We start from the raw sequence: 15,774 nt of genomic DNA on the forward strand, positions 1-15,774 counted from the left end.
CCCGCGGTCACCTTACGAGTCCTCCGCCACGTGCAGCACCAGCAGGGCGATGTCGTCGGACCGCTGGCCGGTGCTTCCCTCCTTGCGCAGCAGGTCGTCGATGAGCGCTTCCAGGTCGTGGACGTCGGCCTGGGCGAGGTGGCCGGCGAGGCGGGCCAGGGAGTCGTCGATGTCGACGCCGGGCGTCTCGACGAGGCCGTCCGTGTAGAGCAGCAGTGTCAGGCCGGGGGTGAGCGGGACCTCGGTGAGCGGGAAGACGACATCGGGGTCAATGCCGAGGAGCGGGCCGGGCTGGACGTCGACGGGGCACGTGGGGCCGTCGGGCAGGCGCAGCAGCGGCGGCGGGTGGCCTGCGCTGGCCAGGGTGGCGCGTCCGCGGCCGAGGTCGAGGTGGGCGTAGAGGCAGCTGGTGAACAGGTCGGGGCTGAGGTCGGCGACCAGCCGGTTGGTCGCGGCGAGGACCTGGTCGGGCGGGGTGCCGACGGTCGCGTGGGCGTGGACCCCGGTGCGGACCTGGCCCATGAGGGCGGCCGCGGCGACGTTGTGGCCCTGGACGTCGCCGATGACGGCCGCGGCGGCGGTGTCGCCGAGCCGCAGCAGGTCGTAGAAGTCGCCGCCGACCTCCATGCCGCGGGTGGTGGGCAGGTAGCGGGCGGCGACGCGCAGGCCGGGGACGGAAGGCAGGGTGCGCGGGAGCAGCGTCTGCTGGAGGCCCTGTGCGAGTTCGTGCTTGGTGTCGTACAGCCGGGCCCGGTCGAGGGCGTGGGCGATGAGGCCGGCGAGGGAGGTCAGCACGGCGCGTTCCTCGGCCGGGAAGTCGTGCGGCTGGTCGTAGGAGAGGACCCAGCAGCCGACGGGGCGGCCGGAGATCACCAGCGGCAGGAAGGCCCAGGCCTGTTTGCCGCTGACCAGCGGCGCCTCGGGGTAGGTGCGCCGCATCTCCTCCGGGTTGGCGAAGAACGCGGGGATGCCGCTGCCGATGGCGCGTCCGGCGGGGGTGAAGGAGGTGTCGAGGGGCAGGGCGTCGAGGCGTTCGACGGTCCCCCGGTCGTAGCCGCGGTAGCCGGTGACGCGCAGCCGGCCCGCGTCGGCGGCGGAGAGGACCAGGCCCTGGGCGCCGAAGGCGGGCATGATCTGGTCGGCGATGAGATCGATGACGTCCTGTACGCCGACGACCTCGGTGAGCGCGGCGGCCAGGTGCATCAGGTGGTAGAGCCGGCCCACCCGCGACGGTGTCACGGAGCGGCTGGAGCGGCGTGGCGCCGGTGCGGGCGGGGGCGACGTGCCGCTGGGCACGATACGGACGCTGATGCCGCTGGCGTCCGGGTAGAGGTGCAGGTCCAGCCAGGTGTCCGGCGGGCGGCAGGCGGTGAACGAGACGGGTTCGCGGCTGAGTACCGCGGCCCGGTAGCGGTCCTCGTAGGTGGGATCGTCGAGCCAGCGCAGGGACTGCCAGGGGCGGGTGCCGAGCAGCTGGCCGGCCTCGCGGCCCAGCAGTTCGCAGGCGCCGGCGCTGAGGTAGGTGAAGCGTCCCTCCAGGTCGAGGGAGCAGCTGCCGCCGGGCAGGCGCTCGACGAAGTCGGCGGCGGCCATGGTGGGACCCGCGGAGCCGTCGTGGTCGGCTCCGACGGGGACCGCGCGGGGTGCGCCGCTCCCGGCCGGGCTCCCGCCTCGCTCGACGCGTTCCTCCAGGACGTGGGCCAGCCGCCGGCAGCTGGCCTGGATGTACCGCCGTTCCCGTCCGGTCATGTACGCGGGCCGGTGGGGTGGCCACATCAGCAGCAGGGCTCCCCACCGGCGCCGGCCGGTGACCGGGGCGGCCGCCAGCGCGAGGGGGTAGGGCAGCGCCAGCGCGCTGCGCGGATAGGAGTGCGCCAGCTCCTCCTGGCTGCCGACCCACACCAGGCGGTCCTGGCGGGCCGCGTCGGCCACGGGTGCGGGTGAGGCGAGCGCCACCCTCACCCAGGGCGCGGCCATCTCCGTGGACACTCCGGACAGCAGCTCCAGGCGGAGCACCCGCTCGTCGGGGTCCAGGAGGTACAGCGCACCGATGGACGCGCCGATCTGGCGGACCGTGTCCGCGAACGCGGTGTCCAGTTCGTCACGCGCGATGGCTTCTTCGTCGCGCTCGCGGACTTCGGCGTGCTCGGTGACTTCGGCGCGCTCGGTGACTTCGGCGCGCTCGCCGGCTTCCTCTCGCTCGCCGGCTTCGTCACGCTCGCCGGCTTCGTCACGCTCGCCGGCTTCGTCGTGCTCGGTGGCTTCGTCGTGCTCGGTGGCCGGATCGTTCATGCTGCCGCCCATACCGGGACGTTACGCCCGTACGCCGCTGTCGGCACGCCGCTCCCGCCGGTCGGTCACAGGCTCGTCAGCAGCTGCGGCGACAGATTCTTGATCATGGTGTTGGTCCAGCGCATCTGCCGCAGTGTCCGTGGATGGCAGTCGGAGACCACCGCGAGCAGCTCCTGGTCCCGGCGGGCCTGGGCGACCTGTGCGAGCATCTCCCAGTAGAGGCAGTTCTCGGCCGCCGCGAGATGCAGTTCCCGCAGGTCGCGCAGGAGGAGCAGGCCGGGTTCGGGCCGGTGGCCGAGCACTTCGGCGGTCTTCTGGCGCAGGGCCGACACCGGGCCGCCTCCGGGCGACGCGACCGGGGAGTCGTCGAGGTCGAGACCGTGTGCCCGGCCCGCCTCGGCGAGGCGGCGGACGTGTTCGCCGGACCAGCGGGCGAGGTCGGTGGCGACGTGGTGGATCTCGTGCTCGGTGCGGTGGCGTTCGGCCACGGCGGTCAGCTGCCGGGCGAGGTGCCGCTCGCCGTGGTGGAGCGACCTCAGGACGAGGGTGACACCGTTCGGCTTCACTGAGCAGCCCCCTTCCGAGCGTCCCCGGGAGCGGTACGGCCGCCCCCGGGAGCGGTACTGCCGTCCCCGGGAGCCGTACGGTCGTCCCCGGCGCCGTCGGCCGACCGGGTGACATGGGTGACCATGGCCGGCGGTCCGCCGGTGGTCGCCGGTGCCGCGTCGGCGCGGACGGGGGCGGACGCGGTGGTCGTCGGTGCGGGCGCGGTGTGGCCGTCGGCGGGAGCCACGAGCCGGAGGGCGGCCGCCGCGGTCTTGAACAGGGGCTGCTTGGAGACGGGGTCCCAGTCGGTGACGATCGCCTCGTTCGCGGCCCGGCCGGGCGTGTCGCCGTCGGGGCCGTGGCCGCCCTCAGTGTCCCAGTAGCCGTAGTGGAACGGCACGAAGAGCAGGCCCTGCCGGATGCCGGTGACCCGCAGCCGCCCGCGCAGGGCGCCGCGCGGTGTGGCGACCTCGACCAGGTCGCCCTCGTCGAGTCCGAGCGCGACCGCGTCGGCGGCGGAGGCCTCCACCCACACGTCGGGGGCCGCCGCGTTCAGCTGCGGCGCCCTCGCGGTCTTCGTCCGGGTGTGGAAGTGGTAGACGGTGCGGCCGGTGGTCAGCTGGAACGGGTGCTCCTCGTCGGGCACCTCGTGGGGCGGCAGGTAGTCGGCCGCCTTGATCACGGCCTTGCCGTCCGGGTTGAGGGAGCTGTACTCGGTCACCTCGCTCGCGGCGCCGGTCACCAGGTCCTTCCCGTAGGACTCGCAGACGTCGGGGTGGGCCCAGGTGATGCCGTCGGTGTAGAGGCGCTCGGTGCCGTCGGGTGCCTCGGCGGTACACGGCCACTGGATGCCGCTGCCGCCGCGCAGCCGGCCGTGGGTGAGACCGGTGTAGTCGCACGGCCGGCCCTCGCTGCACCGCTTCCACGCCTCGAACGCGGACTCCGGGTCGTGCCAGGTGATCAGCGGTCCGCCGGCCTTGTCGCGGAAGTCCATGCGGGCCGCGTAGTCGAGGAAGATGTCGAGGTCCGGGCGGGCCTCGCCGGGCGGTTCGACGGCCTTGTCGGACAGGTGCACGGTGCGGTCGGCGTTGGTGAAGGTGCCGGTCTTCTCGCCCCAGGTCGCGGCGGGCAGGACGACGTCGGCGAGTTGCGCGGTCTCGGTGAGGAACAGGTCCTGGACGACCACGAAGAGACGGTCCTGGGCGAGGATCGAGCGGATGCGGGACAGTTCCGGCAGGGACACGGCCGGGTTGGTGCCGCTGATCCACAGCATGCGGATCGAGCCCTGCTCGGCGTACCGGAACATCTGCATGGCGTGCGTGGGCGGGGCGTAGTGCGGGATGGTCTCCGGTTCGACGTTCCAGACGCGGGCCAGGTCGGCGACGTGGTCGTCGTTCTGCCAGTTGCGGAACCCGGGCAGGTCGCCGTCGGCGCCGCACTCGCGGGTGTTCTGCGCGGTGGGCTGGCCGTTCATCTGGAGCACGCCGGCGCCGGGCCGTCCGAGCATGCCGCGGATCAGGTGCAGGTTGTTGACCTGGACGGCCGCGGCGGTGGCCTGGTGGGACTGGTAGACACCCTGGAGCACGGTGGACAGCAGCCGGTCGGCGGTGCCGAGCAGTTCGGCCGCCTCGCCGATCCGCTCGGCGGGTACGTCGCAGATCCGGGCGGCCCAGGCGGGGGTGCACTCCTTCACCCGGTCGGCCAGCTCCTCGAAGCCGACGGTGTGCGACTCGATGTAGGCGTGGTCGATCCGGTCGGTGCGGATGATCTCGTGGAGGAGGGCGTTGAGCAGGGCGACGTTGGTGCCGACGCGGGGTGCGAGGTGGACGCTCGCCTCGCGGGCCACCCGGGTGGGCCTGGGGTCGACGCACACCAGGCGGGGCGGGTCCCCGCCCGCCAGGCGGTCGAGCACGCGCATCCACTGCACGGGCTGGGTCTCGGCGAGGTTGTGCCCGAACAGGGCGATGACGTCGGCGTGGTCGATGTCGTCGTAGCTGCCCGGCTGTCCGTCGCAGCCGAAGGACTCCTTCAGCGCCTCGGCGGCGGTGGCGGTGCACAGGCGGGTGTTGCCGTCCAGGTGGTGGGTGCCGAGGCCGGCGCGGGCCAGTACGGCGAGCGTGTAGTACTCCTCCAGGAACAGCTGCCCGCTGGTGTAGAAGCCGATCGATCCCGGCCCGCGTTCGTCCAGCAGGTCCCGCGAGCGGGTGACGATCCGCTGCATGGCGGTGTCCCAGTCGGACTCGACGAGGCGTCCGTCCTGCCGGACCAGCGGGCGGGTCAGGCGGTCCGGGGAGGCGTTGGCCTGCCAGGCGAAGAGGTCCTTCGGGCCGAGGCGGCCCCGGTTGACGCGGTCGTCGGGCCGGCCGCGCACCCCGGCCATCCGTCCGTCCACGACGGCGATGTCCATGGCGTCGCCGTCGGAGTGGAGGATCGACGCGGTCTGCACCCACCGCTCCACCCGGCTCGCCCCGACGCCCTCGGCGAGATACGTGTCCACCCTCACGGGCCACGGCCGGTGGCGCCCGTACGGTGTGCGCCCGCCCCACGGCTCAGCGATCCTGTCCACCGAAGCGTCCACGTCTGTCTCCCAGCGCGCCGCGGACGGCACCCGGCCGCTCCGCGCGTCCACCGGTACCCTTCGGCGCCGCCGCGTAACGCCCGTGCGGGCGCGGAGTCGCGGCGGCGCCCGTTCGCTCCTACCGGGTCGGGCCGCCCGCGTCCACGGCCGGGTCGGCCGCCCGGGCGCGACGGGTCGCCGTCAGGGGCAGCAGTACGGCCGCCACCAGTGCGGTGACCAGGCCGAGCAGGCCCACCGACGTGGCGAGGGCGCCGAGCGCGCCCTGACCGCCGAGCAGCACGAGCGGGCAGACGAACTCGCCGAAGAAGAACGCCGACGTCCACAGGCCGGTGCCGCGGCCCCGGTCGGCGAAGTCCAGCCGGGACATGGCGAGCGTCAGCAGCGACGGCAGCAGCAGGCCCGTACCGACGCAGTTGATCACGGCGCCCGCGATCAGCGGGGCCGGGCTGTCGGCCAGCCCCATGACCGCGAACCCGGCCGCGCACAGGAGGAACACGGCGGGCAGCCGGCGTCTCGGGTCGTCGGTGAGCCGGGTGAAGGCGATGGAGCCGAGGACGGTGGCGGCGCCGGCCAGGGCGGTGGCCGCGCCGATCGCGCCGGTGGAGGCGACGCCGACGTCGTCCAGGAGGTAGGCCATCTCCACGGGGACGGTGTAGAAGACGACCGCGCCGAAGACGGTCAGCAGACAGATCCCGGCCATCCGGCGCACCGGGAAGGGGCGCGGCGCGACGGGCTCGGCGGAGGTACGCGGCGTGTCGGGCGCCGGGGTGGGCAGCCCTCCCGCCATGGCCGGGGCGAGGAGCAGGCCGACGGCGTACAGCCAGAAGGGCGCCTGCCAGCCGGCTGAGCCGAGGGCGCCGCCGAGCGCGAGGAAGAGGGTGGCGGACACGGCGGCGCACATGGTCTGCAGGGCGAGGTACCGGTCGCGGACCCGGCCGGTGTAGTAGTCGCCGATCAGCGTGGTGCAGGCGGTCATCACGGCGGCCTCGGCGACGCCGACCAGGACGCGGCCGGCCAGGATGCCGTAGAGGGAGTCCAGCCACAGCGGGACGGTGCCGAACAGCGCGTACAGGACGGTGGCCACCACCAGCAGGCGCTTGCGGCCGAGCCGGTCGACGACCATGCCCGCGAACGGGGCGAGCAGCGCCAACGACAGGGCCGGCACGGTCAGCACGAGCGGCACCAGGACGGCGCTGCCGGCCACGCCGTCGAAGTGGTCCTGCATCCGGGGCAGCACCGGGGCGATCAGCACCGCGCCGAGGACGGGCAGACAGCTGCCGGCCATCAGCAGTACGGCGGGCAGCCGCCCCCGGACGGCCGCGGCGGCGCCTGGGTCGGGGGCGGGCGGGGCGGGAGCGGGCATGGCGGCACTCCAGGCAGGGAGGTGGGAAGGCGCGCCGCAGGGCGGGCGGGACTGGCCGGCCGGCGCGTGACGTGCCACGACTATGCGGCCCGCACACCGGCCTGCCCAGCCCCGGAACGACGGAGTTCCGGATGCCGCCGATCCAGGCGGTGGATACCGTCCTCGGCGGGCGACCCGGGACCCGTCCGGGGCCCTCGCCGCGCCGCGGCGCGCCCGGCGGCTTCGCGCGCGGCGTGGCGGGTCGGCAGGGGCGCCCTCGAGACGGCCCACGGCCCCGGCGCCCTCGCCGGCGGCCCGGTGGGCCGGTCGACTGCCTCGTTCGGTCGTCTGCCCAATCCCAGGCCCCCGGCCGAGTCACATCCCCTCCGCCCGGCCCCGGCCGAGTCACATCCCCTCCGCCCCCTCCGCCAGCCGTCTCCCCACCCGTGCGGCTGTCTCGCGGAGCCAGATGTGGGCGGCGTCGTGGGTGTGGACCGGGTGCCACCACAGGGCCTCGCGGAGGGGGACCGCCTCGTAGGGGGGCGCGAGGACGCGGACGGGGGCGAGGGGGGCGAGGAGGCGGGCCAGGCGGGCCTGGACGAGGGCGATGCGGCGGGTGCCCGCGACGAGGAGCGGCAGGAGCTGGAAGCTGTCCACGGAGACCTCGACGCGCGGCTCGATGCCGAGCATGCCGAGCTGGCGGACGGCCGGGGCGTCGTAGGTGCGCTGGTAGGTGACCCACGGCAGCCGGGCGAGGTCCTGGCGGGTGAGCCGGTCGTCGACGCTCGGGTGGTCGTCGGCGACGAGGAAGACCCAGCGGTCGTCGTAGAGGTCGGTGGCGGGGAAGTCGCTGATCACGCCGTGCGGCATGAGCAGTCCGTCGGTGGCGCTGAGCAGCGTGGCGGTGTCGTCGACGACGGTGGGCGGGGTCTGGCTGAACCGCAGCCGGATGCCGGGGGCCTCCTCGTGCACCACACGGGCGAGTTCGGTGCCGAAGACGGCGACGGCGTAGTCGGAGGCGACGAGTTTGAACTCGCGGCTCTCGTGCGCGGGGTCGAAGTCGGCCTGGCTGGCGAAGAGCCGTTCGAGCACGGCGTAGGCGGTGGAGGTGCGGTCGAGGAGGACCTGGCCCAGGGCGGTCAGCTCGTAGTGGCCGCCGACGCGGGCGAGCAGGTCGTCGTCGAAGTGCCGGCGCAGCCGGGCCAGGGCGGCGCTCATCGCGGGCTGGCTGAGGCCGACCCGCTGTCCGGCGCGGGTGACGTTGCGTTCCTCCAGGAGCGCGCGCAGGGCGACGACGAGGTTGAGGTCGAGACGAGCCAGGTTCACGGGACTTCCCCTTGCGGTACGGCGCCCACGCCACAACGGAGAGGGCATAAACCGTGTGGATGCCGTCCATCCACAGAATCTATTTCCCTGATTGCGGGTCGCGGGTCCAGATTAGTCACACCGCAATCAGGAGGACATGTTCGTGAAACCTGAACCCGCGTCGGCGCTCTTCGCCGGACCCTTCGCGCTCGCCACTCTCTCCGCCCCCGACGGGCCCGCCTTCCCCGCTCTCGTCACCCCGGACGCCCGGGTGCTCGACCTCCGGGCCGCCTTCGAGCGGCCGGAGCTGACGGTCCGGGCCGTGCTGGAGGACTGGGCGGCCGCCCTGCCCCGGCTGCGGGCGCTGGCCGGTGACGACGGTCAGGACCGCGAGCGGCTGGACGGCTTCCGGGTGCACGCGCCGGTGGAGCCGCGCCAGGTGTTCCAGTCCGGCGCCAACTACCGCCGGCACGTGATCGATCTGCACGTGGCCCACCGCGCGCCCGGCGACGACCGTCCGGACGACGTGCGCCGCGCCGAGGCCGCGGAGATCATGGACCGCCGGGCGGCCGAGGACCTGCCGTACGTGTTCATCGGTCTGCCGAGCGCGATCACCGGTCCTTATGACGACGTGGTGCTGCCGGCGTGGGCCGAGAAGCCCGACTGGGAGCTGGAGCTGGCGGTCGTGATCGGCCGGCCCGCCCACCGGGTGCCGGTCGAGGAGGCGCTGGAGCACGTCGCCGGCTACACCATCGCCAACGACCTGACCGACCGCACGACCGTGTTCCGCCGGGACATGCCGCAGATCGGCACCGACTGGCTGCGCAGCAAGAACGCGCCCGGCTTCACCCCGCTCGGCCCGTGGATCGTGCCCGCCGAGTCGATCGCGGACCCCGGCGACCTGCGAGTGACGCTGAAGCTCAACGGCGAGACCATGCAGGACGAGTCCACCAAGGACATGATCTTCGACGTGGCGCGGATGGTGTCGTACGCCTCGCAGACCGCCCGCCTCCTGCCCGGCGACCTGGTGCTGACGGGCAGCCCGTCCGGCAACGGCATGCACTGGGGCCGACTGCTGCGCGACGGCGACGTCATGGACGGCACCGTCACCGGCCTCGGTGCCCAGCGCACCCGCTGTGTCGCGGAGACGCCGTGAACCGCCACGACCCCGAGGGCGCCATCGCCGAGGCCGCGAAGGCCTGTTCCAACTGGGGCCGCTGGGGCGAGGACGACGTGCTCGGCACCCTGAACTTCCTCGACGAGGCCAAGCGCCGTGAAGGTGCCGCCCTGATCCGCCGCGGTGTCAGCTTCTCGCTGTCGCAGCGGTTCGACATGAACGGCCCGCAGAAGGGCTGGCGGCGGCGGACCAATCCGGTGCACACCATGCTGGACACGGGTGCCGACGCCGCCCTCGGCAACCAGGGCTTCCCGCACGGGATCGGCGGCGCCGACGACGTGATCGCGATGCCGTTGCAGTGTTCCACCCAGTGGGACGGGCTCGGGCACATCTTCGACCACGGCAAGGCGTGGAACGGGCGGCCCGCCGAGAAGGTCGTCACCTCCGACGGCGACCTGGTCACCGGTATCGAGCACATGGCGCCGCATGTCGCGGGCCGCGGCGTGCTGCTGGACGTGGGCCGGGTGATCGGCACCGGCGGGGAGCTGCCCGACGGGTTCGCGATCACCGCGGAGCAGCTGACGGCGACCGCCGAGGCGCACGGGGTGGCCGTGGGCCGCGGGGACATCGTGCTGGTCCGCACCGGCCAGCTCGCCCGCGTCCGGCGGGACGGCTGGGGCGAGTACGCCGGCGGTCCGGCGCCCGGTCTGTCGTTCACCACGGCGGGCTGGCTGCACGGTTCACAGATCGCCGCGATCGCCACCGACACCTGGGGTTTCGAGGTGCGGCCCAACGAGTTCGAGGGCGCCTTCCAGCCGCTGCACCAGGTGGTCATCCCCAACACCGGCCTGCTGATCGGCGAGATGTGGGACCTGGAGGCGCTGGCCGAGGACTGTGCCGCGGACGGCGTGTACGACTTCTGGCTCACCGCCGCCCCGCTGCCCATCACCGGCGCGGTGGGCTCCCCCGTCAACCCGATCGCCGTCAAGTAGCCCCGGGCGACCAGCAGCCCCGACCAGCCCGAGGAACAAGGGAGTTCCCTCATGACCCACCCCCGCACGGTCCTCGTCGTCGGCGGCGGAGCGGCCGGCAACGCCGTGACGATCCTGCTGCGCCGCGCGGGCCTCGCCGTGGACCTGATCGAGGCCAAGGACGACTGGAACGCCACCGCCGGCTCCGGCATCACCCTCCAGGGCAACGCCCTGCGCGTGCTGCGCGAACTCGGCGTCTGGGAGCAGGTGAAGGCGTCCGGCTTCAGCTTCGGCTCGGTCGGCATCACCGCCCCCGACGGCACGGTCCTGCACGTCCAGCGCGATCTGCGCACCGGCGGCGACGACCTGCCCGCCACGGTCGGCATGCAGCGCCCGCAGCTCCAGCGAATCCTGATCGACGCGGTCCGCGCCTCCGGCGCCACGGTCCGCCTGGGCACCCGCGCGGAGATCCTGGACCAGGACGACGACGGTGTCCGCGTCCGGTTCAGCGACGGCACCGAGGCCCGCTACGACCTGGTGATCGCCGCCGACGGACTCGTCTCCACCACCCGCGCGGCGATCGGCATCACCGCCAAGCCCGAGCCCACCGGCATGGCCATCTGGCGGATCGCCGCGCCGCGCCCGGCGGGCGTGGTGCGCACCGACCTCGCCTACGGCGGCCCCGCCTACATCGCCGGGTACTGCCCGACCAGCGACACCACCCTCTACGCCTACGTCGTCGAGGCCAACCGCGACCGGGCGTCGATCCCCGCCGACTCCTTCGCCGACGAGATGCGCGCTCTCGCCTCCGGCTACGGCGGGTTCTGGCCGGAGATCACCGCGCACATCACCGACCCGGCGAAGGTCAACTACACCTGGTTCGACCGGATGCTGGTCGAGGGTTCCTGGCACCGCGGCCGGGTGGTGCTGGCCGGCGACGCCGCGCACTGCTGCCCGCCCACCATGGCGCAGGGCGCCGCGCTGTCCCTGGAGGACGCGTGGGTGCTGGCCCAGCTGCTGACCGGCTCCGGCGACTGGGACGACGCGCTCCTCCAGGCGTACTACGAGCGGCGGATCGGCCGGGTCCGGCCCGTCGTGGAGGCGTCCGTGCAGCTCGGCCAGTGGCAGCTCGACGGTGTGCGCGACGCGGACGTGCCCGGTCTGATGGCCCGCACCATGACGATGCTGAGGGAACTGCCGTGACCACACCCGACCTCGACGCAGCCGCCGTGACCACGCCGACGGTCGACGTCCACGCCCATGTCCTGCTGCCGGAGGTGGAGGCGCTGGTGGCCGGGCTGCCCGGCCAGGACGCGGCCCGGGCGCTGGACGTCCGCCGCAACGGCCCCGAGGCCCTCGCCGTCAACGGGGCCATGGTGCGCGAGCGGATACCGAGGCTGACCGACCCTGCCGTGCGGCTGGCCGCGATGGACGCGCAGGGCGTGGACGTGCAGTTGGTCAGCCCGTCCCCGTCGCACTACCACTACTGGACGGACGCGGAGACGGCCGAGAAGGTGTACCGGCTCGCCAACGAGGCGACCGCCGCGCACTGTTCGCCCGCCCCGGACCGTCTGCGCGGGCTCGGTCTCGTGCCGCTGCACCACCCGGAGCAGCTGGTGCGCGCCCTGGACCACGCGCTGGAACTGGGGCTGACCGGTGTGGAGATCTCCAGCCACGCTCCGGGCCGGGAGCTGTCCGACCCCGCGTACGAGCCGTTCTGGGCGCGGGCGGCGCAGACCGGCGCGATCGTCTTCCTGCACCCGTTCGGCTGCACGCTCGACGAGCGCCTGGACCGGTGGTACCTGTCCAACATCGTCGGACAGCCCACCGAGAACGCCGTCGCCCTCTCGCACCTGATCTTCTCCGGGGTGCTGGACCGCCACCCCGGCCTGATCGTGCTCGCGGCGCACGGCGGCGGCTATCTGCCGACCCACATCGGCCGTTCCGACCACGCCTGGTCGGCCCGCTCCGACGCCGGCGCCGGCTGCGCCCATCTGCCCAGCAGCTACCTCCGGCGCCTGTACTTCGACTCCCTGGTGCACGACCCGCACGTGCTGCGGGAGCTGATCCGCGCCGCCGGGCCCGACCGGGTGCTGCTCGGCTCCGACTTCCCCTTCGACATGGGCACCGACGACCCGCTCGGCGCGCTGCGCGCCGCGCGCCTGCCCGATGCCGACTTCCACGCCGTACGGGGCGGCAACGCCGCCGCCCTCCTCCGGAAGGACTGACACCATGCGCCTGCTCACCCATCTACGGCACGTCGACCTCGCCGTGCCGGACTACGACAAGCAGCTCGACTTCTACGCCGGCGTCTGGGGCCTGACCAAGGTCGCCGAGGACTCCGGCATCTCCTTCCTGGCCGCCGAGGGCTCCCCGGAGCAGTACGTCGTCCGGCTGCGCAAGGCCGAGGAGAAGCGCCTCGACCTGGTGTCGTACGGCGCCGCGTCCGCGGCCGACGTCGACACGCTCGCCGAGCGGCTGCTCGCCGGCGGCGTCCAGCTGATCATCCGGCCGGGCAAGGTCGACACCCCCGGCGGCGGCTACGGCTTCCGCTTCTTCGACGTGGACGGCCGCACCATCGAGGTCTCCGCGGACGTCGAGGTCCGCCGGCACCGCAAGATCGAGGAGAAGGAGGCCATCCCGGTCAAGCTCTCCCACGTCGTCCTCAACTCCCCCGACCTGGACCGGACCCGGCGATGGTACGAGGAGCACCTGGGCTTCGCGCTCTCCGACACGCTCAGCTCGCCGCACATGGGCGAGGTCATGCACTTCATGCGGATCAGCAGCCAGCACCACTCGATGGCGCTGGCGAAGGGCCCGCACACCTCGCTGCACCACGTCTCCTTCGAGATGCGCGGCCTCGACGAGTACATGCGCGGCTCCGGACGGGTGATCCGGGCCGGATACCGCAAGATCTGGGGCCCGGGCCGACACATGGCGGGCGACAACACCTTCACGTACTTCCTCGACCCGCACGGCAACACCGTCGAGTACACCACCGAGCTGGAACTCCTCGACGAGGACACCTGGCACCCGCACGTCTACGACTTCTCCCAGCCCGAGGTCACCGACCAGTGGGGCACGGCGAACCCGATGAACGAGCTAATCGCCAAGGAGTCGTTCAACGACGTCGACCGCGGCGTGTTCGTCGCCCCGCCGGTGTGAGGCCGCGATGCGCATAGCCAGCTATCTCCGTGCGGGCCGCCGGTACTGCGGTGTCGTCGAGGGCGACACCGTCCGGGCGCTGCCGGACGGCACCTCGCCGCTCGACGCGCCCGGCACACGGCCCTCGGGCCCGGCGGTGCCCCTGTCGGACGTGACGCTGCTCCCGCCGCTGGAGCCCGCCACCGTCCGTGACTTCGTCACCTTCGAGGAGCACGTGGAGGGCGTCCGGCGTTCGGTCGACGGGGACGCCGGGGTCCCCGAGGCCTGGTACGACGCTCCGACGTTCTACTTCACCAACCCGTACGCCGTCGTCGGCCCCTACGACGACGTGCCAGTGCCGCCCGGCTCGCAGGTCCTCGACTTCGAGCTGGAGGTGGCGGTGGTCGTCGGCCGCGCCGGCCGCGACCTCACCCCGGAGCAGGCCCGCGACCACATCCTCGGCTACACCATCCTCAACGACTGGTCGGCCCGGGATCTCCAGTCGCGGGAGATGCAGGTCCGGCTCGGCCCCTGCAAGGGCAAGGACACGGCCGCCACGCTCGGCCCGTACCTGGTGACCGCCGACGAGCTGGAGCCGTACCGGGACGCGGACGGCTTCCTGCGGCTCGCGCTCACCGCCGAGGTCGACGGCGACGTCGTCGGCCGGGACCTGCTGTCCAACATGAGCTGGACCTTCGAGGAGATGATCGCCTACGCCTCGCGCGGCACCTGGGTGCGCCCGGGTGACGTGCTCGGCTCGGGCACCTGCGGCAACGGCGGCTGTCTCGCCGAGCTGTGGGGCGTGCGCGGGGAGCGGACGCCGGCGCCGCTGAAGCCCGGCGACACGGTCACCCTCACCGTCGAGGGCATCGGGTCGGTGTCCAACCGGGTCGTCCCCGGCGTGGCGCCGGTGCCGCTGCCGGCCGCGCGCCGCCGGCCGAGGGAGCGGCCGTGAGCGAGCTGTGTCCCAAGAGGCTGCTCGGCAAGGTCGTGGTCGTCACCGGGGCGGCCCGCGGCCAGGGCGCCGCGGAGGCCGATCTGCTCACGCGGGAGGGCGCGCGGGTCATCGCCACCGACGTCGAGCCGGTCGGCGGCTGCCGCCCGCTCGACGTCACCGACGAGCGGGCCTGGGCCGCGCTCGCCGCCGAACTGCGGGAGGCGTACGGGCGGGTGGACGGCCTGGTCAACAACGCGGGCATCACCTGGCGGGCGCGCGTCGGCGACGTACGGCCCGCGGACCTGGCGCAGGTGCACGCGGTCAACGTGACCGGGCCGCTGCTCGGCATCCAGCACCTGGCCCCGCTGATGCCGCCGGGCTCGTCGATCGTCAACGTCGGCTCGTCGGCCGCGCTCACCGGCCACTATCCGGTCGCCTACACGACCAGCAAGTGGGCGCTGCGCGGCCTGTCGAAGACGGCGGCCCTGGAGCTGGGGCCGCGCGGCATCCGGGTCAACACGATCCATCCCGGTTACATCGAGACGGAGATGACCGCGTCCGCCGCTCCGGCCTTCCGGGAGGCGAACGTCCGGGAGACCCCGCTGGGCCGCACCGGGACGGTGGACGAGGTGGCCCCGCTGGTCGCCTTCCTGCTGTCGGACGAGTCGTCGTTCGTGACCGGTGCGGAGATCCCCGTCGACGGCGGCCTGACCGCGCACGGCGGCGTGAAGTCGGTGTCGGACGCGCTGCGGGCGGAGGCCGGCGGATGAAGCGGCTCGAAGGCAAGGTGGCCTTGATCTCCGGCACGGCTCGCGGTCAGGGCCGGGCGGCGGCGCTGCGGTTCGCCGCCGAGGGCGCACTGGTCGTCGGCGGCGACCTGCGGCACGAGCAGGCCCTGGAGACCCAGCGGCTGATCGCCCGCGACGGCGGTACGGCCCTCACACCGGGCCCGCTGGACGTCACCGACGACGAGTCGGTGCGGTCGTGGGTCGGGGAGGCCGTGGACGCGTTCGGCGGGGTGGACATCCTGTACGCCAACGCCGGTGCCGTGCGGTTCGGCGGGATCGACGACCAGCCGTACTACGACTTCGCGTTCACGATGCGGGCGGAGCTGGACTCGGTGTGGCTGAGCGTGCGCGCGGCCTGGCCGCATCTGCTGCGCAGCCGTGGCTGCGTCCTGACCGTCGGCTCGACCGCCGGGCTCACCGGCTCCCTCACCAACCGGCGCACGGCGCACTCAGCGTCCAAGGGCGCGGTGATCGCGCTGACCCGGCAGCTCGCCGCGGAGGGGGCGCCGTACGGCGTCCGCGCCAACTGCGTCAGCCCCGGGATGATCGACACCGAGGGCTCGCGCGGTGATCTGCTGGCCGACGACCACCCGATGCGTGCGATCGCCCGGCACATCCCGCTCGGGCGGGTGGGGATCCCGGACGACGTCGTGAACGCCGCCGTCTTCCTGGCCTCGGACGAGGCCGCGTACATCACGGGCGCCAACCTCGTCGTCGACGGCGGCTGGTCCTCCGTGCTCCCCGGTTGAAAGGA

13 protein-coding genes are annotated in these 15,774 nt (G+C 73.5%); 8 read left to right on the plus strand and 5 right to left on the minus strand.

The genetic code is table 11. The features are described from left to right. Positions 1–12: 12 nt before the first annotated feature. The 5 genes from ACSU6L_RS04560 to ACSU6L_RS04580 all read right to left on the minus strand — a co-directional run bounded on the left by ACSU6L_RS04560 (position 13) and on the right by ACSU6L_RS04580 (position 8,084). Positions 13–2,304 (minus strand): SpoIIE family protein phosphatase, encoded by a 2,292-nt coding sequence (locus tag ACSU6L_RS04560; protein WP_437053772.1) that lies wholly within the window; start codon positions 2,302–2,304, stop codon positions 13–15. A 53-nt stretch (positions 2,305–2,357) separates the two neighbouring features. Then, entirely contained in the window at positions 2,358–2,858 is a 501-nt protein-coding gene (locus ACSU6L_RS04565; RefSeq protein WP_437053774.1) for a hypothetical protein, read from the minus strand. Continuing rightward, positions 2,855–5,416 carry a molybdopterin-dependent oxidoreductase gene (locus ACSU6L_RS04570; protein WP_437053775.1) on the minus strand — a complete coding sequence of 854 codons (2,562 nt, stop codon included), beginning with the start codon at positions 5,414–5,416 and terminating at the stop codon, positions 2,855–2,857. The genes ACSU6L_RS04565 and ACSU6L_RS04570 overlap by 4 nt, the downstream gene beginning before the upstream one ends. A 118-nt stretch (positions 5,417–5,534) precedes the next feature. After that, positions 5,535–6,779 carry an MFS transporter gene (locus tag ACSU6L_RS04575; protein WP_437053777.1) on the minus strand — a complete coding sequence of 415 codons (1,245 nt, stop codon included), beginning with the start codon at positions 6,777–6,779 and terminating at the stop codon, positions 5,535–5,537. Between the two features lie 384 nt (positions 6,780–7,163). Further along, a complete protein-coding gene (locus ACSU6L_RS04580) occupies positions 7,164–8,084 on the minus strand; it encodes a LysR family transcriptional regulator (protein WP_437053779.1) in 921 nt (306 codons plus the stop codon). A 136-nt stretch (positions 8,085–8,220) separates the two neighbouring features. Between ACSU6L_RS04580 and ACSU6L_RS04585 the strand changes: the two genes are divergently transcribed. From ACSU6L_RS04585 to ACSU6L_RS04620, 8 genes are read left to right on the plus strand one after another with little or no spacing between them, the layout of a single operon-like run. Continuing rightward, positions 8,221–9,219: a fumarylacetoacetate hydrolase family protein gene (locus ACSU6L_RS04585; RefSeq protein WP_437053781.1), complete on the plus strand. Its 999-nt coding sequence runs from the start codon at positions 8,221–8,223 to the stop codon at positions 9,217–9,219. Beyond that, positions 9,216–10,172, plus strand: coding sequence for a cyclase family protein (locus ACSU6L_RS04590; protein ID WP_437053783.1), 957 nt, complete (start codon positions 9,216–9,218; stop codon positions 10,170–10,172). The genes ACSU6L_RS04585 and ACSU6L_RS04590 overlap by 4 nt, the downstream gene beginning before the upstream one ends. A 51-nt stretch (positions 10,173–10,223) precedes the next feature. Next, complete coding sequence (locus tag ACSU6L_RS04595) at positions 10,224–11,354, plus strand: FAD-dependent oxidoreductase (protein ID WP_437053785.1); 1,131 nt, start codon at positions 10,224–10,226, stop codon at positions 11,352–11,354. Between the two features lie 26 nt (positions 11,355–11,380). Next, positions 11,381–12,379 carry an amidohydrolase family protein gene (locus ACSU6L_RS04600; RefSeq protein ID WP_437064757.1) on the plus strand — a complete coding sequence of 333 codons (999 nt, stop codon included), beginning with the start codon at positions 11,381–11,383 and terminating at the stop codon, positions 12,377–12,379. A gap of 4 nt (positions 12,380–12,383) precedes the next feature. Further along, on the plus strand, positions 12,384–13,316 hold the full coding sequence (locus ACSU6L_RS04605) for a VOC family protein (protein ID WP_437053787.1): 933 nt from the start codon (positions 12,384–12,386) through the stop codon (positions 13,314–13,316). Between the two features lie 7 nt (positions 13,317–13,323). Further along, positions 13,324–14,250, plus strand: a complete 927-nt coding sequence (locus ACSU6L_RS04610; RefSeq protein ID WP_437053789.1) for a fumarylacetoacetate hydrolase family protein — start codon at positions 13,324–13,326, stop codon at positions 14,248–14,250. Beyond that, positions 14,247–15,002, plus strand: coding sequence for an SDR family NAD(P)-dependent oxidoreductase (locus tag ACSU6L_RS04615; protein WP_437053791.1), 756 nt, complete (start codon positions 14,247–14,249; stop codon positions 15,000–15,002). Before ACSU6L_RS04610 ends, ACSU6L_RS04615 begins: the two co-directional genes overlap by 4 nt. Continuing rightward, entirely contained in the window at positions 14,999–15,769 is a 771-nt protein-coding gene (locus tag ACSU6L_RS04620) for an SDR family NAD(P)-dependent oxidoreductase (protein ID WP_437053793.1), read from the plus strand. The genes ACSU6L_RS04615 and ACSU6L_RS04620 overlap by 4 nt, the downstream gene beginning before the upstream one ends. Positions 15,770–15,774 lie beyond the last annotated feature (5 nt).

Source organism: Streptomyces sp. enrichment culture, assembly GCF_964272855.1.
GTDB lineage: Bacteria > Actinomycetota > Actinomycetes > Streptomycetales > Streptomycetaceae > Streptomyces.